The 19,594-nt window shown below is 31.0% G+C and carries 18 protein-coding genes; 17 read left to right on the top strand and 1 reads right to left on the bottom strand.

Annotation, left to right across the window (positions count from 1 at the left end; genetic code table 11):
* Positions 1 to 1,002: an endolytic transglycosylase MltG gene (gene mltG, locus FBF21_RS02780; RefSeq protein WP_002859067.1), complete on the bottom strand. Its 1,002-nt coding sequence runs from the start codon at positions 1,000 to 1,002 to the stop codon at positions 1 to 3.
* Between mltG and FBF21_RS02785 the strand changes: the two genes are divergently transcribed.
* The 17 genes from FBF21_RS02785 (at position 917) to FBF21_RS02865 (ending at position 19,552) form a co-directional block, all read left to right on the top strand.
* On the top strand, positions 917 to 3,487 hold the full coding sequence (locus FBF21_RS02785; RefSeq protein ID WP_002869869.1) for a DUF3971 domain-containing protein: 2,571 nt from the start codon (positions 917 to 919) through the stop codon (positions 3,485 to 3,487). The genes mltG and FBF21_RS02785 overlap by 86 nt on opposite strands.
* A gap of 116 nt (positions 3,488 to 3,603) precedes the next feature.
* On the top strand, positions 3,604 to 5,808 hold the full coding sequence (locus FBF21_RS02790) for an NADP-dependent isocitrate dehydrogenase (protein WP_002867678.1): 2,205 nt from the start codon (positions 3,604 to 3,606) through the stop codon (positions 5,806 to 5,808).
* The gene (locus tag FBF21_RS02795) at positions 5,805 to 6,707 is read left to right on the top strand and encodes a malate dehydrogenase (protein WP_002858544.1); all 903 of its coding nucleotides are present in this window, start codon (positions 5,805 to 5,807) and stop codon (positions 6,705 to 6,707) included. The genes FBF21_RS02790 and FBF21_RS02795 overlap by 4 nt, the downstream gene beginning before the upstream one ends.
* Positions 6,708 to 7,871 (top strand): ADP-forming succinate--CoA ligase subunit beta, encoded by a 1,164-nt coding sequence (gene sucC, locus FBF21_RS02800; RefSeq protein WP_002858590.1) that lies wholly within the window; start codon positions 6,708 to 6,710, stop codon positions 7,869 to 7,871. It begins immediately after the preceding gene.
* 9 nt (positions 7,872 to 7,880) lie between these two features.
* Positions 7,881 to 8,750 (top strand): succinate--CoA ligase subunit alpha, encoded by an 870-nt coding sequence (sucD, locus tag FBF21_RS02805; RefSeq protein ID WP_002855278.1) that lies wholly within the window; start codon positions 7,881 to 7,883, stop codon positions 8,748 to 8,750.
* A gap of 13 nt (positions 8,751 to 8,763) precedes the next feature.
* Positions 8,764 to 9,075: a 4Fe-4S binding protein gene (locus FBF21_RS02810; RefSeq protein WP_002854819.1), complete on the top strand. Its 312-nt coding sequence runs from the start codon at positions 8,764 to 8,766 to the stop codon at positions 9,073 to 9,075.
* Between the two features lie 8 nt (positions 9,076 to 9,083).
* Positions 9,084 to 10,208, top strand: coding sequence for a 2-oxoglutarate synthase subunit alpha (locus tag FBF21_RS02815; RefSeq protein ID WP_002858560.1), 1,125 nt, complete (start codon positions 9,084 to 9,086; stop codon positions 10,206 to 10,208).
* On the top strand, positions 10,209 to 11,054 hold the full coding sequence (locus tag FBF21_RS02820) for a 2-oxoglutarate ferredoxin oxidoreductase subunit beta (RefSeq protein ID WP_002854895.1): 846 nt from the start codon (positions 10,209 to 10,211) through the stop codon (positions 11,052 to 11,054).
* Positions 11,051 to 11,608 carry a 2-oxoacid:acceptor oxidoreductase family protein gene (locus FBF21_RS02825; protein ID WP_002812564.1) on the top strand — a complete coding sequence of 186 codons (558 nt, stop codon included), beginning with the start codon at positions 11,051 to 11,053 and terminating at the stop codon, positions 11,606 to 11,608. Before FBF21_RS02820 ends, FBF21_RS02825 begins: the two co-directional genes overlap by 4 nt.
* Before the next feature lie 138 nt (positions 11,609 to 11,746).
* Positions 11,747 to 12,010 carry a DUF2018 family protein gene (locus FBF21_RS02830; protein ID WP_002854834.1) on the top strand — a complete coding sequence of 88 codons (264 nt, stop codon included), beginning with the start codon at positions 11,747 to 11,749 and terminating at the stop codon, positions 12,008 to 12,010.
* Between the two features lie 2 nt (positions 12,011 to 12,012).
* Complete coding sequence (locus FBF21_RS02835) at positions 12,013 to 12,549, top strand: hypothetical protein (RefSeq protein ID WP_002858491.1); 537 nt, start codon at positions 12,013 to 12,015, stop codon at positions 12,547 to 12,549.
* A 13-nt stretch (positions 12,550 to 12,562) separates the two neighbouring features.
* Complete coding sequence (locus FBF21_RS02840; protein WP_002869870.1) at positions 12,563 to 13,456, top strand: hexaprenyl-diphosphate synthase; 894 nt, start codon at positions 12,563 to 12,565, stop codon at positions 13,454 to 13,456.
* Positions 13,456 to 14,754 carry a glutamyl-tRNA reductase gene (gene hemA, locus FBF21_RS02845; protein ID WP_002854989.1) on the top strand — a complete coding sequence of 433 codons (1,299 nt, stop codon included), beginning with the start codon at positions 13,456 to 13,458 and terminating at the stop codon, positions 14,752 to 14,754. Before FBF21_RS02840 ends, hemA begins: the two co-directional genes overlap by 1 nt.
* Positions 14,738 to 16,447, top strand: coding sequence for a proline--tRNA ligase (locus FBF21_RS02850; RefSeq protein WP_074484741.1), 1,710 nt, complete (start codon positions 14,738 to 14,740; stop codon positions 16,445 to 16,447). The genes hemA and FBF21_RS02850 overlap by 17 nt, the downstream gene beginning before the upstream one ends.
* Complete coding sequence (gene fxsA / locus FBF21_RS02855) at positions 16,444 to 16,833, top strand: FxsA family membrane protein (RefSeq protein ID WP_002854991.1); 390 nt, start codon at positions 16,444 to 16,446, stop codon at positions 16,831 to 16,833. The genes FBF21_RS02850 and fxsA overlap by 4 nt, the downstream gene beginning before the upstream one ends.
* Positions 16,830 to 17,753, top strand: coding sequence for a hydroxymethylbilane synthase (gene hemC / locus FBF21_RS02860; protein ID WP_002869872.1), 924 nt, complete (start codon positions 16,830 to 16,832; stop codon positions 17,751 to 17,753). Before fxsA ends, hemC begins: the two co-directional genes overlap by 4 nt.
* On the top strand, positions 17,750 to 19,552 hold the full coding sequence (locus FBF21_RS02865; RefSeq protein ID WP_002867682.1) for a menaquinone biosynthesis decarboxylase: 1,803 nt from the start codon (positions 17,750 to 17,752) through the stop codon (positions 19,550 to 19,552). The genes hemC and FBF21_RS02865 overlap by 4 nt, the downstream gene beginning before the upstream one ends.
* The last annotated feature ends 42 nt before the right edge of the window (positions 19,553 to 19,594 follow it).

The following is a 19,594-nucleotide window of genomic DNA, read 5'->3' on the forward strand; positions in this document are numbered from 1 at the left end:
TTATTTTCCTTTTTGTAAATTTATGGCTTTATTGTGATCATCTATATTTGTGCTAAAAATATGAACTCCAGTATTTTTATCACGCACAAAATATAAATAATCTGTCTTTAAAGGAAAAATAGCTGCACGAATAGCAGCTAAAGAAACATTACAAACCGCTTCTTTAGGCAATCCTGTAAATTTATAGGTATTATAAGAGCTATTATCTTGTCTTATTCTTTGTGGGGTAACTTTTACATGGGAATAAATTCCATAATTTAAAGTTCCATCCATTTGAAGTTTCATACCTTTTTTAAGTCGATTGTAAATTACGCTTGCAACTATAGGCATTTCATTGTCATTAGCAGCTTCTTTTTGTATTACAGAAGCGATGATGATATATTGGTGCCATTTTTTTGGATTATAATCACCAAAAATTTTCTCAGAAGTTTTTTTATTGGAAATTTCAGCATGGTTTAAAAGCATTTGAATGAGTAGATTTTCTGTAATGCCTTTCGGGATTTTATAAGTTTCTGGTAAAAAAACTCCTTCATCATAAGGAGCTTGAGCTTGAAATTCTTTTAAAAGTATATCTTTATCAAGTCCAAGTTGTTTGGCTGCTTGTTCTAGAAAGATTACGCTTGTTTCTCCTGGGATAAGAGTAATGGTTTGAAGTGCTGCTTTAGCAATAGTGAGTTTATGTAGAAATTCAGCTCTATTTAAATCTTTTGTACCTATGTTGATCCAGCCTGATTGAGGGTGTCCTAAAAAAAATAAAATATATTTATCAATATTACTCATCTGATATTTATTTTGCTTTAAATATGTTATAATTTGAGAAATTGAACCTTGGGGAATAAATACCACAGAATTGCTTTTTAAAGGCTGAGTTAGATAATAAAAAATCCCCAAAATAAATATCAAAAAGAAGTTGCGTATGAAAAAGAAAATTTTATATATTGTTGTATTTTTTGTTGTGCTTATATTAGCTTTGTTTATAGTGCTTAAAAATGGAATTGTCATCTCTAGTATCCAATTTGATTTTTTAAAATTGGAACAATTATATATTAAATTAGATAAAAAATTAATTGTACGAGCAAAAAATATCACTATAAATGAGACTCAAAATTCCGAAATTTCATCACAAACCCACTCTTCTGATAATGCTTCAACAGAGATTTTAAAAATAACAAAAAATTTAAAATATCTATATACTTTTGTTAAAGAGATTGATATACAAAATTTAAATATAAAAGATAATCATGTGCGTATTTTATTTAAAGATAATGAATTTTTTATAGATAATGATTTATTGTTTTTAAAATTAACATTACAGCGTCAAAATAAAGAACTTATAGCTGATATTAAAAAACTTTTATTAAAAGATTATGATTTAAGTATTGATGGAAATTTAAGTATCAATACTAAGAGCGAGTTTTATTATTTTCAAGGTAGAGCAAGTGGAGAATTGCTTGACTTTAACGCAAGCATCTCTTACAAAGATAAAAATTTAGCTTATAAAATAGAAGATTTAAACATTAGAAATATTACGGAAATTTTTAAAAGAGTTAATAAAAGAATAGAACTTCCGCAGAGTTTAAATCTTTGGGTAGCATATAGGGCTAAGGGAGAATTTTATCATTTAGATTATTTGCAGGGCTTTATAGATTTTACTAAAGATAATTATTATTTAGACAATATTAGCGCATCAGGTTATGTTAATAATGTCAAAGTTCGTTTGGATGATAAAATGAATGCTATTGAAATTCCAAAACTCGATTTAAATTTAAACAAACAAAAGCTTGATTTTGTCTTTAATAAAGCTTTCTATAATGGTGCTGATTTAAGTTCTAGTAAGGTTTATCTATATGATTTGTTTGATGAAAAAAAAGTTGGGATTTATTTGCGCATTAAGTCTGATAATCTAAAATTTGACGAAAAACTTGCTAAAGCTTTAGAGGATTATCATTTTTCACTACCTTTTTATCAAAAAAGCGGAAAAATTAAAAGTGATTTGGAGCTTAAAATTGATTTTCATGATAAGGGTGAAATTTCTTATAGTGGTATTTTAGCTTTAGAGAATGCTAGTATTTCTTTGGCTGATTTTAATATTATAAAAGCATTTGTAAAATTAAATCAAAATGATTTAAATATAGAAAATGCCAGTGTTAAAAATGGCTTTTTAGAAGCTGATTTTAATGCTAAATTTGACTTACAAAAACAGCAAGGAAATTTCAATACTCAGATTTCAAGGCTTTATTTTGACAATGGAGAGCTTTTAGATTTAAAAAATCAAAATGTAGAAGTAAAATTAGATTATTCGCAAAATGTTAACATTAGCATTCCTCAGTGGAATTTGATTTTAAATTTTAAAGATGGACTTGAGGCTAATCTTAATAATCCTAAGATTTTATTTTCATTTTCTCCATTACTTAAAAAGCTTGGGTTTATCGATGCTAAAAATGTTTATTATAAAACTTTAAATTTTGAAGATTTTAATGCAAGTGTTAATGATGCTTATTTTAAAAATAATTTACTTATCAACGGTCAAACTCCTTATGAAAATGATAGCTTTGATATTGTAAAAAATAAGGGCATTATGGAAATTCATACTCAAAGTGATACAGCAAGTGCTAAAATAAGTTCTGATAATAAAGAAATTCATTTAAAAAATTTAAGTTATATTTATAGAAAACATTCCAACTCTTCAAATTCAACATTTGATATTGCTACTAATACCCAAAATATTAGTTTTGGTGGAGCAAATGTAGCTTTAATTTTGGCAGATTCTAATAAAACTTTGGCTTTTGATAGAGTAGAAGCTGATTTAAAAGGCAATGCTTTAGATCTTAAAGGTTCTAGAGGAAATGCAAAATTTGATCTTTATTATTCTTCTAATGATTTAAATTTAAACGTTAGCAATATTGATGATAATTATTTAAATGAGTTTTTACAAAAACAAGCTGTTCAAGATGGAGTGTTTAACTTAAGTATAAAAGGAAGTGGATTGGAGTATTTTGATGGACAGATCGATTTTAAAAATACTTATGTGAAGGATTTAAAAGGTATAAATCAGCTTATTTCCTTTATCGATACTGTACCAAGTTTATTGATGTTTAAATCTCCAACTTTTAATCAAAAAGGTTTAAGCTTACATGATGGAAAGATTATTTTTAATAGAAAAAAAGATCTTTTAAGTGTTTCGGCTATTAATTTAAATGGTGATAGTGTAGATATATATGGTTTAGGATCAGCAAATTTAAGATTAAATACAGTGGATTTTAGTTTAGAGCTTAAAACTTTAAAATCAGCTTCAGAAGCTATATCCAAGGTTCCAATTTTAAATTATGTAATTTTAGGTAAAAATCAAGAAATTAGCACAAACTTAAAAATAGATGGAAGTATAGATGACCCTAAATTTCATACCGAAATTTTAACAGATACTCTAAAAACCCCTTTTAATCTTATTAAAAATATCATACAACTTCCTGCTAATTTACTTAATTAAAAATATTTAAAGTTTGTTTGAAAACTAAAACAAACTTTAAACTTACTCTTGCATTTTTTTTTATTTGTAATATACTTAAAAATGAAAATAAAAATAAGTATTTTAAAGGACTAAAAATGCAAATTACTTATACCTTAACAGATGAGTCTCCAGCTCTTGCGACTTATTCGTTTTTGCCTATAGTGAAAGCTTTTTTAAGTAGGGCACATATAGGAGTAAAAACCTCGGATATTTCTTTGTCTGGAAGGATTTTAGCTACTTTTAGTGAGTATTTAAAAGAGGAACAAAGATGTGAAGATGCTTTAGAACTTTTAGGTGAGCTTGTCAAAAGATCGGATGCAAATCTTATTAAAACCCCAAATATTTCAGCTTCTATTCCTCAGCTTAAGGCGGCGATTAAAGAATTGCAAGATAAGGGTTACATGTTACCAAATTACCCAGATGAGCCAAAAAATGATGAAGAATTGCAAATTAAAACAAAATATCAAAAAGTTTTAGGTTCAGCGGTTAATCCTGTATTAAGACAAGGAAATTCAGATCGTCGTTCAACAAAAGCGGTAAAAGATTATGCAAAAAACAATCCTTATCGTGTGGTTGAGTTTAATCCAAACTCAAAAACTCGTGTTTCTTATATGAAAGAAGGGGATTTTTTCTCTAATGAAAAAGCGGTTTTAATCGATCAAGATTGTGTGGCTAATATAGAATTTACAAGCGTTGATGGTAAAAAAGAAATTTTAAAAGAGGGCTTAAAACTTGAAAAAAATGAAATTTTAGACGCTACTTTTATGGATGTGCAAAAACTTCAGGAATTTTATGCAAAAGAAATTAAAGCAAGCAAAGATGATGATGTGCTTTTTTCTTTGCATTTAAAAGCTACAATGATGAAAGTAAGTGATCCTATACTTTTTGGTTATGCGGTAAAAGTATTTTTTAAAGAATTATTTATCGAATTTCAAGATGAATTTGAAAAATTAGGCATTAATCCAAATAATGGTTTAAGTGAGCTTTTAAGTAAGATCGAAAATTCAAGCAAAAAAGATGAAATTTTAAAAAAATACAATGAAATTTTAGCTAAATCTGCAGATATTTCTATGGTAAATTCAGATAAAGGCATTACAAATCTTCATGTTCCAAGCGATGTTATCGTTGATGCTTCTATGCCTGCAATGCTTAAAAATGGCGCAAGATTGTGGGATAAGGAAGGTAAGGAAAAGGACACAAATGCTGTAATTCCTGATCAAACTTACGCAACTATTTATGAGGCAGTTATTGAAGATTTGCATAAAAATGGTACTTTAAATCCTTCAAAACTTGGCAGTGTATCTAATGTAGGTTTAATGGCTAAAAAAGCTCAAGAATATGGATCGCACGATAAAACCTTTGTGGCTAAAGAAGAAGGAACTTTTAAAATAGTTTCTAACGGTAAAGTTTTATTAGAACATAAGGTTAGAAAAGGTGATATTTATAGAGCTAATCAGGCTAAATTTGATGCAGTGTTAAATTGGATTGATTTAGGTATAGAAAGATCAGAACTTAGTGGAGCCGAAGCTATTTTTTGGTTAGATAGCAAAAGAGCTAGTAATAAAATCATGATAACTTTGGTACAAAATCGTTTAAAAGAAAAGGGTAAAAATGTAGCCATTTTAACTCCAAAAGAAGCTTGTTTAAGAAGTTTAGAGTTAATCCGAGAAGGTAAAGATGTTATTTCTATCACGGGTAATGTTTTAAGGGATTATTTAACCGATCTTTTTCCTATTTTAGAGCTTGGAACAAGTGCAAAAATGCTTTCTGTTGTGCCTATGTTAAATGGTGGAGCTATGTTTGAAACAGGAGCAGGGGGTTCAGCACCTAAACAAGTAGAACAATTAGTCGAAGAAAATCATCTGCGTTGGGATAGTTTGGGTGAATTTTTGGCTTTGCAAGCAAGTTTGGAATTTTATGCAAATAAGTGTGGCAATCATAAAGCTAAGGTTTTAGCAGAATGTCTTGATGAGGCTATAGGCGAATGGCTTGAAAATAATAAAGCTCCATCAAGAAAAGTCAAAGAAGATGATAATAGAACAAGTCATTTTTATTTAGCAATGTATTTTGCAAATCATTTAGCAAGACAGGCAAGTGATATGGAGCTTCAAAGCTTTTTTAAAGATATTGCCCTAGAGCTTTCTTCTAATGAAGAAAAAATTAGAGCCGAATTTAACGATGCACAAGGTGTGAAAGTGGATTTGGGTGGGTATTATAAATTTGATGATGAAAAAGCAAATAAAATTATGCGTCCAAGTGCAACTTTTAACGCTATTTTAGAAAAAATAGGACAAAGATGAAAATCACTGTTATAGGGGCTGGCAATGTAGGTTCAAGCGTAGCTTATGCTTTGATTTTAAGAGAAATAGCAAATGAAATTGTTTTAGTAGATATTAACGAGGATTTGCTTTACGCAAAAGAACTAGAGCTTACTCAAAGCATAGCTGCTTTAAATTTAAATATAGATTTACTTTGCACTAAAGATTATACTCATACCAAAAATTCAGATATAGTGCTTTTTAGTGCAGGTTTTGCTAGAAAAGATGGGCAAAGTAGAGAAGAATTGCTTCAGTTAAATACAAGCATTATGCTTGATTGTGCTAAAAAAATTAAAGATTTTACAGAAGATCCGCTTTTTATTATTTTAACTAATCCTGTGGATTTTCTACTTAATACTCTTTATGAAAGCGGGATTTTTTCATCAAAGAAAATTATAGCCATGGCGGGTGTTTTAGACAATGCAAGATTTAAGTATGAACTTGCCAAAAAACTTAATGTCAAAATGTCAAGAGTGGATACAAGACTTATTGGTTTTCATAATGATGATATGGTTTTGGTAAAATCTTACGCAAGTGTTAAAAATAAAAATATAAGCGAATTTTTAAATGAAGAAGAATTTGAGGATTTAGAAAATGAAGTTAAAACAGGTGGAGCTAAAGTAATCAAACATCTTAAAACTTCAGCTTATTTAGCCCCTGCTAGTGCTTGTATAAGAATGCTTGAGTCTATAAGAAGTGGCGAGTTTTTACCTATGAGTGTGATTTTACATGGAGAATTTGGAGTGCAAAACAAAGCCTTGGGAGTTATGGCAAGATTAGGACTTGAAGGTGTGATTGAAATCATGAAAATGGATCTTAGTTTGCAAGAAAAAGACAAATTAGAAAAATCTTTAATCAAATATCAATATAAAGGAGAATAAATGAACATACATGAGTATCAAGCAAAAGCAATTTTTGTAGACAATGGCATCCCTACCTTAAAGGGAAAAGTTGCATTTAGCGTAGATGAAGCTGTGGCTAATGCTAAAGAATTAGGCGGTAGTGTTTGGGCAGTTAAAGCTCAAATTCATGCAGGAGGCCGTGGTCTTGGTGGTGGTGTTAAAATCGCTAAGAATTTAGATGAGGTAAAAGATTATGCAAGTAAAATTTTAGGAATGAATTTAGTAACTCATCAAACAGGACCTGAAGGCAAACTTGTGCAAAAACTTTATATAGAAAGTGGTGCTAATATAGTAAAAGAGTATTATTTGGCTATTTTGTTTAATAGAATGGCAGAGCAAATTACCATTATCGCTTCAAGTGAAGGAGGGATGGATATAGAAAAAGTAGCCAAAGAAAGTCCTGAAAAAATTGCAAAAGTAGGTATTGATCCACAAATTGGATTTAAAATGTTTCATGGACTTGAAGTAGCGAGAGTTTTGGGACTTGATAAAGATGAAGGCAAAAAACTCATTTCTATGATAGCTAAACTTTATAAGCTTTACATGGATAAAGATATGAATATGCTTGAAATTAATCCTTTAATTAAAACTGCAGAAGGGGATTTTTATGCCCTTGATGCAAAATGCAGTTTTGATGATAGTGCGCTTTATCGTCATCCTGAAATTGCTGAACTTAGAGATACTACTGAAGAAAATCCTGCTGAAAGAGAAGCGGCTGAATTTGGCTTAAGCTATGTGAAATTAGATGGAGATGTAGCTTGTATGGTAAATGGTGCGGGTCTAGCAATGGCAACTATGGATATTATTAATTATAGTGGTGCAAAACCTGCAAATTTCTTAGATGTAGGTGGGGGAGCTTCTCCAGAAACTGTTGCAAAGGCTTTTGAAATTATTTTAAGAGATAAAAATGTAAAAGTTATATTTATCAATATCTTTGGTGGTATTGTTCGTTGTGATAGGATAGCAAATGGAATTTTAGAAGCTACTAAGAATGTTGAGGTAAATATTCCAATTGTAGTGCGTCTTGATGGCACTAACGCAGCAGAAGCAAAGACAATTTTAGATAATTCAAATCTTAAAAATATCAAAGCAGCAACCAATCTTAAAAACGGTGCAGAGCTTGTAAAAAGTTTAGTAGGATAAGGATGGAAAATGAGTATATTGGTTAATAAAAATACAAAAGTAATAGTTCAAGGTTTTACAGGTAAAGAAGCAACTTTTCACGCTGAGCAATGCATGGCTTATGGTACAAATATAGTTGGAGGTGTCACCCCTCATAAAGGCGGACAAACTCATTTAGGTAAACCAGTTTTTGATACCGTTGCAGATGCGGTTAAAGCAACAAAGGCTGATGTGAGCTTGATCTTTGTCCCTGCTTTTGCTGTGGGTGATAGCGTGATTGAAGCAGCTGATGCGGGTATTAAGCTTGCAGTTGTAATCACCGAGCATACGCCTGTAAAGGATATGATGTTTGCTAAGCAATATGCTAATAAAAAGGGTATGAAAATCATTGGACCAAATTGTCCAGGTATTATCACTTCTGAAGAATGTAAGTTAGGTATTATGCCAGGTTTTATTTTTAAAAAAGGTTGCGTGGGGCTTATTTCAAAAAGTGGAACTTTAACTTATGAAGCTGCTAATCAGGTAGTTCAAGGTGGTTATGGAATTTCTACTGCAGTAGGAATTGGTGGTGATCCTATCATAGGTCTTGCTTATAAAGAACTTTTAAGTGAATTCCAAAAAGATGATGAAACTAAAGCTATTGTAATGATAGGTGAAATTGGTGGTAGTTTGGAAGTGGAAGCGGCTAAATTTATTAAAGAAAATATTAGCAAACCTGTGGTAGCATTCATTGCAGGTGCAACTGCTCCTAAAGGCAAAAGAATGGGGCATGCAGGTGCCATAGTAGGAAGTGCTGATGAAAGCGCTGCAGCTAAAAAAGAAGCTTTAAAAAGCTATGGAATTCATGTGGTGGATTCTCCGGCTTTGATTGGTGAAGAAATTCAAAAAATATTAGGTTAATAAAGGAAAAAACATGAGTATGACAGCTCCAAAAGATACCCCTGTTTGGGTAGATGAGCATAGATGTAAAGCATGCAATATTTGTGTTAGCTATTGCCCCGCTGGGGTTTTAGCTATGCGCGATGATGTGCATGCGGTTTTAGGACAAATGATAGAGGTGGTACACCCTGAATCCTGTATAGGCTGTACCGAGTGTGAGACACATTGCCCTGATTTTGCTATTATGGTGGCAAAAAGAGATGAATTTAAATTTGCCAAACTTACTGCTGAGGCTAAAGATAGAGCTGTAGCCGTAAAAAATAACAAATACAAAAAATTAGCATAGGAAAAATAATGAGAGAAGTTATAGCAACAGGTAATGTTTTAATCGCCAAAGCTGCGATTGATTGTGGATGTAAATTTTTTGGAGGTTATCCTATTACTCCTAGTAGTGAGATAGCTCATGAATTAAGCCATATGCTTCCTGCAAATGATGGAACTTTTATACAAATGGAAGATGAAATTTCAGGTATTAGCGTGGCTATTGGTGCGGCAATGAGTGGAGTAAAATCCATGACTGCAAGTAGCGGTCCAGGAATTTCTTTAAAAGCAGAGCAAATAGGACTTGCATTTATTGCTGAAATTCCACTTGTGATTGTGAATGTTATGAGAGGTGGTCCTTCAACAGGTCTTCCAACTCGTGTAGCACAAGGAGATTTGTTTCAAGCTAAAGCACCAACTCATGGGGATTTTGCAAGTATTGCTATTGCTCCTGCAAGTCTTGAAGAAGCTTATACAGAAACCATTAGAGCGTTTAATTTAGCTGAAAAATATATGACTCCAGTATTTTTACTTATGGATGAAACTGTAGGGCACATGAATGGTAAAGCGGTTTTACCTGATTTAAAAGATATTAAAGTATATAACCGTAAAAAATTTGAAGGCGATAAAAAGGATTATAAACCTTATGCAGCAGGAGAAAATGAGCCTGCAACTTTAAATCCTTTCTTTACAGGTTATCGTTATCATGTTACAGGACTTCATCATGGAGATATAGGTTTTCCAACTGAAGATGGAGTTATAGTGAAAAAAAATATGGAAAGACTCATAGGTAAAATAAAAAACAATCAAGAAGATATTTGTACTTATGAAGAGTATATGCTTGATGATGCTGAATTTTTAATCATTGCTTATGGAAGCGTGAGTCGTTCAGCAAAAGAAGCTATACAAAGATTAAGAGAGCAAGGGATTAAAGTGGGGCTTTTCCGTCCGATTACTCTTTATCCAGTGGCTGAGAAAAAAATCGCTGAAGTTGTAAGCAAATTTAAAAAAGTAATGGTAAGCGAGCTTAATATGGGACAATATCTTGAAGAGATTGAAAGAGTAACTTCGCGTCGCGATTTTATTAGTTTGCACCGTGCAAATGGTCGTCCTATCACTCCAAGTGAAATTATTGCTAAGGTAAAGGAGAATATATAAATGGCTTTTAATTATGATGAATATCTAAGAGTAGATAAAATGCCTACTCAATGGTGTTGGGGATGTGGCGATGGTGTTGTTTTAAAATGTATTATCCGCGCGATAGAAAAACTTGGTTGGAATATGGATGATGTTTGTCTTGTTTCGGGTATAGGTTGTAGTGGCAGAATGAGTTCTTATGTAAATTGCAATACAGTTCATACAACTCATGGTAGAGCAATAGCTTATGCAACAGGCATTAAACTAGCCAATCCTAGTAAACATGTTATTGTAGTAAGCGGAGATGGGGATACTTTGGCAATTGGTGGAAATCATACTATACATGGTTGTCGCAGAAATATTGATTTAACCCACATTGTGATCAATAACTTTATCTATGGACTTACGAATTCCCAAACAAGCCCAACCACTCCAAAAGGTTTTTATACAGTAACAGCTCAATTTGGAAATATTGACCCTAATTTTGATGCGTGTGAATTAACTAAAGCTGCAGGAGCTTCTTTTGTGGCAAGGGGTAATGTGATCGAAGCTAATAAGCTTGAAAATTTAATTTATAAGGCTTTAGCGCATAAGGGTTATAGTTTTGTAGATGTTTTTTCAAATTGTCATATCAATCTAGGCAGAAAAAACAAAATGGGCGAAGCTGTAGCTATGCTTGATTGGATTAAAAATCGCGTTGTGGATAAAGCTAAATTTGAAAGCATGGATTTTGAAGAAAGAAAAGATAAATTTCCAACAGGAATTTTACATGAAGATAATTCTCAGCCAGAATACTGCCACGCTTATGAAGAAGTACGTCGTGCAGCCAAAGAAAAAAGAATGGTGGATTTAGGAGCTTTAAAATGAAATATCAATTAAGATTTGGCGGTGAAGGCGGACAAGGTGTTATCACCGCAGGAGAAATTTTAGCAGAAGCAGCCATTAAAGAAGGTCGTCAAGCTTTTAAGGCTTCTACTTATACTTCACAAGTGCGTGGCGGTCCTACTAAGGTGGATATTATCATTGATGATAAAGAAATTTTATTTCCTTATGCTGTAGAAGGGGAAGTAGATTTTATGCTTTCGACTGCAGATAAGGGTTATAAAGGTTTTCGTGGGGGTGTAAAAGAAGGAGGTATTATAGTTGTAGAGCCAAATTTAGTACATCCTGAAAGTGAAGATTATAAAAAATGGCAAATTTTTGAAATCCCTATTATTACCATAGCTAAAGATGAGGTAGGAAATGTGGCTACTCAATCAGTTGTTGCACTTGCAATTGCTGCTTATATGAGCAAATGTATAGATTTAGATGTTTTAAAAGAAACTATGCTTCATATGGTTCCTGCAAAAACTCGTGATGCAAATGCTAAAGCTTTTGATCTGGGTGTAAAATACGCCACTCAAGCAAAACCATATTCATAATAAATTCCGCATCATGCGGAATTTAACTTCTAAAATTTTACACATTGCAAATAAAATTTAAATTTTAATTATTTTAATTTAGCTACTTTTAACGATTAAAATTTTATAATCAAAAACTTATATTTTCAAGGAAAATTAATGGATTTTTTTGATGAAATGTTTAATAAAACTCCAAAAGAAAAATTTATAGAAATTATACAAAATGGAAATTTAGGAGCCTTAGAAAAAGTTTTTGAGGAATTTTTTGCTGATCATATTGCCATGGTGGAACTTTTGGAAAAACAAGGTTTAACAGAAATGGATGTAAAAAATTTCATATTAGAAAATGGTGATTTTATAGAAGAAAGGCAAAATGATATTTATATAGAATTGGGCGCAAAAATTTTAGGACACGAAGGCTAAAATTGTTTAAAATAAGCCCTTGTTTAATTTGTATTTTTTTTATTTTTAGTAATGTTTTAGCATCTGAACCAACTTTTGATTATACTTATAAATTTATACTTAAAAAAGATGAGAGAGCTAGTGTGCAGATTAAAGAAATAGGCTATGAAGATAAGGTGCAAAATTTTGATTTTTATTGGACTTTGTTTGATAATACTAATATCATCGTACATTCGAAATTTCGCAAATATCCGCGTCAATTTGTGATGAGTTTAAGAAGAAATTTAGATTGGGTAACTCAAACTTTAATACCTGATTATACTAATCCACATATTGATAGAGCAAGACTTATTTTAGAATTTAGTGGTTATAATAAAGGTTTGGCAACTTTTACGGTTTATATAGAAGATAAGGAATCTCGCTTAATGGTAGAATTTTTAGATCCGAGAAAAAAAGCTTTACAAAATCCACCGCAAAATAATCAGGTTGTTCCTATGATTAATTTTAACGAACCTCAGGTAAAACCATTAACAAGCAAAGAAAATAATAATAGCAATTAACAAGGAAAAGATAGTGCAAAAAATAGATGAATTAATAAAACAGTTTTTAGAAGAACTTGGCTATGAACCTATTTTAAATATGCTTTCAAATGTAAAACCAGGAAAGAAATTACGCTCTAAATTATTATTAGCTATCGCAGATGAGAGTGAGATTGCTTTTAAAATTTGCGCAGCTATAGAATTGATACATCTTGCTAGTTTATTACATGATGATATTATCGATGAGAGTGAATTAAGGCGTGGAGCAAGATCTGTTAATGCTGAATTTGGTACAAAAAATGCTCTTATGTTGGGCGATATTTTGTATTCAAAAGCCTTTTATGAATTAAGCAAAATGGATGCTAGATTTGCAAGTATTATTTCAGATGCTGTTGTAAAGCTTGCTATAGGCGAACTTATGGATGTTGATTTGGGAGAGAAATTTAATATCAATAAAGAAGCTTATTTGAAAATGATCTATAATAAAACAGCTGTTTTGATTGAAGCAAGTGCTAGATGCGGAGCTATTTTGGCTGGATTATATGAAAAAGATTTTGCAGAATATGGTAAAAATTTAGGACTTGCTTTTCAGATGATTGATGATATTTTAGATATTAAGAGTGATGAAAAAATTCTTGGAAAACCTGCTATGAATGATTTTAAAGAGGGTAAAACTACCTTGCCTTATATTTATCTTTATGAAAATTTACAAGAACAAGATAGGATATATTTGCAGACTTTATTTAAAAAAGATTTAAATGAAAATGAAAAAGAATGGCTAAAAACTAAATTTGAAGAACAAAAAGCTTTAGAAAAAGCTATTTTAGAAGCTAAAACTTATGCAAAAAAGGCTAGAAAAGCAATTGAAAAATATGATAATAACAAGCTTAATGATATTATTAAAGCTATGATAGATAGGGAATTTTAATGTATTATTGTATATCTTTTACTCATAAAAATACAGATATTGCCTTAAGGGAAAAGTTAAGCTTTTCCAATGAAGCTAAAAAAAGTGAGTTTTTAAAAATCATTAGCACTCATGAAAATATTGAAGAATGTTTGGTTATAAGTACTTGCAATCGTGTTGAAATTGTTGCTTTTGTAAAAATGGCCTGTGCGGAGTTTATTGTTAAATCTTTGGCTTTACTTTGTGATGTTGATAAAGATATTTTACTTGAAAAAGCTGATATTTTTGAAGATAGTGGAGCAATCCACCATCTTTTTTCTGTAGCAAGTTCTTTGGATAGTTTGGTGGTTGGAGAAACTCAAATAGCAGGACAATTAAAAGATGCCTTTGCTTTTGCTGTAAAAAATAATTTTTGTGGAGTACACCTTTCAAGAGCAGTACATAGTGCTTTTAAATGTGCTGCTAAGGTACGCAATGAAACTCAAATTTCTAAAAATTCTATTTCTGTAGCTAGCGTTGCCGTGGCAAAAGCAAAAGAACTTGCAGATTTAACGCAAAAAAAAGCTGTTGTTATTGGAGCTGGAGAGATGGGAGAACTTGCGGCAAAACATTTAATTGCTGCGGGTGCTAAGGTGATTATTTTAAATCGTGATTTACAAAAAGCTAAAGATTTGTGTGAGAGACTTGGTGTTTTAAGCGAATATGATAGTTTAGAAAATTTAAAAAAATATTTAAATCAATACGAGTTTTTTTTCTCAGCTACCAATGCACCAAATGCTATTATTACAAATTCTTTAATAGAAGAACTTTCTTATAAAAGGTATTTTTTTGATATTGCAGTTCCAAGGGATATTGATATCAATGAAAATGAAAATATATCTGTTTTTGCTGTAGATGATCTTGAAATTGTGGTTCAAAAAAATTTAGCACTAAGAGAACAAGAAGCTCGTATGGCTTATGGGATAATAGGTCGTGAAACAAGTGAATTTTTTAGGTATTTAAACGATTTGGCTTTGATGCCTATTATCAAAGCTATACGCTTGCAAGCTAAAGAATATGCAGATAAACAACTTGAAATTGCGTTAAAAAAAGGATATTTGAAAAAATCTGATAAAGAAGAGGCTAGAAAGTTGATTCATCAAGTTTTTAAGGCTTTTTTACACACGCCTACTGTAAATTTGAAACATTTACAAGGTAAAATGCAAAGCGATACAGTGATTAATGCTATGCGTTATGTTTTTGATTTGCAAAATAATCTTGAAGGTTTAAATCAATATAAATGTGAATTTGATATGGAGAATAATGATGAGATTTACTAAATTTTATGCACCAAGTTTAAAAGAAGCGCCAAAAGATGCGAGTTTACCTAGTCATATTTTTTTAACGCGTGCGGGTTTTGTAGAACAAATTGGTAGCGGACTTTATAATTTCTTGCCTTTGGGAAAAAGAGTTTTAGACAAGATTAAAAATATAGTTAAAGAAGAAATGGATAAGGCTGGAGCACAAGAAGTAAATCTTAGTTTTATCACTCCTGCAAGTTTGTGGCAAGAAAGTGGGCGTTATAATGTTTTTGGAAAAGAACTTTTGCGTTTTAAAGACAGAAAAGAAAATGAATTTGTTTTAGGTCCAACACATGAAGAAGCTATGCTTTCTTTGGTAAAAAACAAAATCACAAGCTATAAACAACTTCCTTTGCACTTATATCAAATTGGACTTAAATTTCGTGATGAAGCAAGGCCTAGATTTGGGCTTTTAAGATGTCGTGAATTTCTAATGAAAGATGGATATAGTTTTCATGCTAATGAAGAAGATTTAGGGCGTGAGTTTGAGCTTATGTATAAAACTTATTCTCAAATTTTACAAAGAATGGGGCTTGATTTTAGAGCAGTTGAAGCTGATAGTGGGGCTATTGGTGGAAGTGGTTCTAAGGAATTTATGGTTTTGGCAAAAAATGGGGAAGATGATATTTTAATTTGTGAAAATTGTGATTATGCGGCTAATGTTGAAGCTGCAAAAAGAGCTAAAAAAACTTGTCAAGATGAGCGTCCTGAAGCAAATTATGCAAGTAAATTTCACACTCCAAATATTAAAACTATAGATTCTTTAGCACAATTTTTTAAAATTAATGCTTTTTATACGATTAAAGCAGTGGTAAAAAAAGCTATTTATGAAAATGAAAGCAAATTAGTTGTGTTTTTTATAAGAGGAAGTGATGATTTGCAAGAAATCAAGGCTCAAAATGCTTGCAGTGCCCTTGAACTAGTCGATGCGAGCGAAGAAGAATTGGAAAAAGCTGGCTTAGTAGCTGGTTTTATAGGTTTTGTGGGATTAAAAGATATAGATTTTTATATAGATTTTGAGCTTGAAAACGAAAAGCAAATGATTATGGGTGCGAATGAAAAGGATTATCATTTAATCGGTATTGATGTTGTAAATTTAAATAAAGATCGTTTTAAAGATTTGATTGAAGTTAAAGAAGGGGATTGCTGTGTTAAATGTGGAGCAAAATTAAAACAAAGTAAAGGTATAGAAGTAGGGCATATTTTTAAGCTAGGACAAAAATATTCCAAAGCGATGAATGCAAATTTCTTAGATGAAAATGGCAAAAGTCAGCCTTTTTACATGGGATGTTATGGCATAGGTGTTTCACGCTTGTTGGCTGTAGCTATTGAAGCAAGTCATGATGAAAAAGGATGTATTTGGAATAAAACTTTAGCTCCTTTTGTGCTTGAAATTATTGTTTCAAATCTCAAAGATGAAAAGGCTTTAGAATTTGCTAATAAGCTTTATGAGGATTTAACTAATCTTGGATTAGAGGTATTGCTTGATGATAGAAATGAGCGTTTTGGGGTTAAAATGAATGATTTTGAACTTATGGGCTTTCCTTATGCTTTAGTTGTTGGCAAGGGATTAGAAAAGAATGAAATAGAGCTTATCCAAAGAGAAGGTTTGATAAAAGAACTTATAAAAACTGATGAACTTATGGAAATTCTTAAAAAGAAAGTGTTATGAATTATAAATTAAGTTTAAGCCCTTTATTTGTACTTGAAATTATTGCAAGTATACTTTTTATAGTGTTTTTTGGTTTTGGTAATTTTTTATTTTTCATACTTTTGAGTATGATTTTTGGTGCGGTTTTATTGGGAATTTTTTGGAAAAATATGCTTGAATTTCAAATGGGTGGCTTAAAGGATATGTTAACACAATTTTCTTTTGTTATCGCAGGGTTTTTACTTGTTTTTCCAGGGATTATTACAAGTGTTTTTGGAATTTTTGTATTTTTCTTTGGTATTGCTTTGAAATTAATAACTAAATCAAAATATCAATACACCAAGCAAGAGTATCAAAATTCTAATGAAGAAATTATTGATGTTGAAATTATAGAGGATAGAAAATGAAGCTTATTATCGCAACAAGAAAAAGTCAATTGGCTCTTTGGCAAAGTGAGCATGTAGCCCAAATTTTAAAAAATACACATCAAATTGAAGTGCTTTTAGAAGGTTTTAAAACAAAAGGCGATGTTTTGCTGGATTCTCCTTTGGCAAAAATTGGTGGTAAAGGACTTTTTACAAAAGAACTTGAAGAAAGTATATTAAGAAAAGAAGCACATTTAGCAGTGCATAGTTTAAAAGATGTGCCTAGTTTTTTTCCTCAAGGTTTAGTTTTGGCAGCGGTAAGCAAAAGAGAGCAAAGCAATGATGCTATGCTAAGTCAAAATTATAAAGATTTTCTTTCTTTACCAAAAGGTGCAAAAATAGGCACTACTAGTCTTAGACGCAAGATGCAGCTTTTATTATTAAGACCTGATTTAGATATTATTTCTTTGCGTGGTAATGTCAATTCTCGTATAGAGAAATTAAAAAATAATGATTTTGATGCGATTATTTTGGCAATGGCGGGAATTAAACGCTTAAACTTAGATAAGCAAGTGAATTTTGTTTATGAATTTAGCAAAGATGAGCTTATTCCTGCGGCTTCTCAAGGAGCTTTAGGTATAGAAAGCATAAATGATGAAAAAATTTTAGAACTTTTAAAATGTTTAAATGATGAAAATGCTTTGATTGAAACAAGCATTGAAAGAGAATTTATTGCTACTTTAGAAGGAGGTTGTCAAGTTCCTATAGGTATTAACGCAGAGCTCTTGGGAGATGAAATTTGTGTGCGTGCGGTACTTGGACTACCCGATGGAAGTGAAATTTTAAAAGATAAGAGAATGATTAAAAAGAATGATTTTAAAGGTTTTGGAGAGAGTTTGGCTAAGGAGTTTATTGCTAAAGGTGCTAAAGAACTTTTAAAAAAAGCTGAGAGTATGATATGAAAGAATTTATTCAAATTTTAAAAGAAAATGATCTTTTAAGGGTAATTGAAGAACCTGTAGATGTAGATCTTGAAATCGCTCATTTAGCCTATATAGAAGCTAAAAAAGGAGAAAAAGGGAAGGCTTTATTATTTAAAAATCCTATAGATAAAAAATTAAATAAACAATATAAATTTCCTGTTTTGATGAATACTTTTTGCAATGAAAAGGCTTTAAATTTAGCTTTTGGACGTGATTATGAAGAGGTGGCTGAAGAAATTTCAAAACTCACCAAGCTTCATATTCCTACGAGTTTTAAAGCAAAAATGGATTTTTTTATGAATTTGTTAAGTTTTAAAAATATTCCTCCTAAAAGACTGAAAAAAAATAAAGCCTTGTATGATTATGAAATTTTAAACTCACTTGAAGAACTTCCCATACTAAAAACTTGGGAAGATGATGCGGGTAAATTTATTACCATGGGGCAAGTTTATACGCAAAATTTAGATAAAACTCAAAATAATCTTGGAATGTATCGTTTGCAAATGAGTGATAAAAATGAACTTTTAATGCATTGGCAAATTCATAAAGATGGGGCAAATTTTTATCACGAATACAAAAATGCTGGTTTTAAAAAAATGCCTGTAAGTATAGCCATAGGTGGAGATCCGCTTTATATTTGGTGTTCTCAAGCACCTTTACCTAAGGGAATTTTTGAACTTTTACTTTATGGTTTTATTAAAAAAACTCCTGCAAAAATTACTCCTTGTGAAAATGGTATTTTTATACCTTATGATAGTGATGTGGTTATTGAAGGTTATGTGGATTTAGAAGAGTTTAAAATCGAAGGTCCTTTTGGAGATCATACGGGTTTTTATACTCCTGCTGAACTTTTTCCTGTGATGAAAGTAGAAAAAATTTATGCTAAAAAAGATGCGATCTATCAAGCAACGGTTGTAGGAAAGCCTCCTTTAGAAGATAAGATCATGGGGCTTGGTACCGAAAGAATTTTTTTACCCTTGCTTCAAACTTCAGTACCTGATTTAATTGATTATAATATGCCTGAAAATGGGGTCTTTCATAATCTTATCTTAGCAAAAATCGATGCAAAATATCCCGCTCATGCGCAACAAATTATGCATGCATTTTGGGGAGTAGGGCAAATGAGTTTTGTTAAGCATGCAATTTTTGTGGATAAAAATGCACCTTCTTTGAAAGATTATGATGCTTTAATTCCTTATATGTTAGATCGTTTTAATACAAAGAAAATTTTAATTTCAGAAGGAATTTGTGATCAATTAGATCATGCTTCACCTAATTCTTGTTTTGGGGGTAAAGCAGGACTTGATGCTTGCGAAGAAATACAAGTTGAAGAACTTGAAATTTTAGAAGATGAAAAATTACTAGAACTTTTTAAAACTAAGGTAGAACTTTTAAATTTAAAGCAATTTTATAAAGAAAGTAAAAGTCCTATAGTTTGTATTTTGCTTGATAAAAAAGAAAAAATTGAACAAAGTTTTGACAAACTTTTAGAATTTAAAAAACATTTTAGGATTTTAGTATTTTTAGATGCTGAAAATAAGCTTGAAAATTCTTATATGCTTGTTTGGCGTGTGGTAAATAATATAGATGCTAAAAGAGATATTTTTATCAAAGAAGAAAGACTTGGAGTAGATGCAAGTGCTAAAGGTGAAGCTGAGGGTTATTTAAGAGCTTGGCCTAAGCAAACAGATTGCACTAAAAGCGTGATAGAAGATTTGATCTTGCGTAATATTTTAGAAAATAATCCAGATCTTTTTAATAAATTTGAAATTTTTTAAGATAATTGAGATTTATTTTAAAATTTTGGCACAGTTTTTGCT

The sequence above is a fragment of the Campylobacter sp. CFSAN093238 genome (assembly GCF_012898015.1).
Lineage (GTDB): Bacteria > Campylobacterota > Campylobacteria > Campylobacterales > Campylobacteraceae > Campylobacter_D > Campylobacter_D jejuni.

What these genes read in the sequence shown, in the direction of transcription:
- FBF21_RS02785 (WP_002869869.1), top strand. Translation starts at nt 917, where the DNA reads ATGAAAAAGAAAATTTTATATATTGTTGTATTTTTTGTTGTGCTTATA.
- mltG (WP_002859067.1), bottom strand. Translation starts at nt 1,002, where the DNA reads ATGACAATTCCATTTTTAAGCACTATAAACAAAGCTAATATAAGCACA.
- FBF21_RS02790 (WP_002867678.1), top strand. Translation starts at nt 3,604, where the DNA reads ATGCAAATTACTTATACCTTAACAGATGAGTCTCCAGCTCTTGCGACT.
- FBF21_RS02795 (WP_002858544.1), top strand. Translation starts at nt 5,805, where the DNA reads ATGAAAATCACTGTTATAGGGGCTGGCAATGTAGGTTCAAGCGTAGCT.
- sucC (WP_002858590.1), top strand. Translation starts at nt 6,708, where the DNA reads ATGAACATACATGAGTATCAAGCAAAAGCAATTTTTGTAGACAATGGC.
- sucD (WP_002855278.1), top strand. Translation starts at nt 7,881, where the DNA reads ATGAGTATATTGGTTAATAAAAATACAAAAGTAATAGTTCAAGGTTTT.
- FBF21_RS02810 (WP_002854819.1), top strand. Translation starts at nt 8,764, where the DNA reads ATGAGTATGACAGCTCCAAAAGATACCCCTGTTTGGGTAGATGAGCAT.
- FBF21_RS02815 (WP_002858560.1), top strand. Translation starts at nt 9,084, where the DNA reads ATGAGAGAAGTTATAGCAACAGGTAATGTTTTAATCGCCAAAGCTGCG.
- FBF21_RS02820 (WP_002854895.1), top strand. Translation starts at nt 10,209, where the DNA reads ATGGCTTTTAATTATGATGAATATCTAAGAGTAGATAAAATGCCTACT.
- FBF21_RS02825 (WP_002812564.1), top strand. Translation starts at nt 11,051, where the DNA reads ATGAAATATCAATTAAGATTTGGCGGTGAAGGCGGACAAGGTGTTATC.
- FBF21_RS02830 (WP_002854834.1), top strand. Translation starts at nt 11,747, where the DNA reads ATGGATTTTTTTGATGAAATGTTTAATAAAACTCCAAAAGAAAAATTT.
- hemA (WP_002854989.1), top strand. Translation starts at nt 13,456, where the DNA reads ATGTATTATTGTATATCTTTTACTCATAAAAATACAGATATTGCCTTA.
- FBF21_RS02850 (WP_074484741.1), top strand. Translation starts at nt 14,738, where the DNA reads ATGATGAGATTTACTAAATTTTATGCACCAAGTTTAAAAGAAGCGCCA.
- fxsA (WP_002854991.1), top strand. Translation starts at nt 16,444, where the DNA reads ATGAATTATAAATTAAGTTTAAGCCCTTTATTTGTACTTGAAATTATT.
- hemC (WP_002869872.1), top strand. Translation starts at nt 16,830, where the DNA reads ATGAAGCTTATTATCGCAACAAGAAAAAGTCAATTGGCTCTTTGGCAA.
- FBF21_RS02865 (WP_002867682.1), top strand. Translation starts at nt 17,750, where the DNA reads ATGAAAGAATTTATTCAAATTTTAAAAGAAAATGATCTTTTAAGGGTA.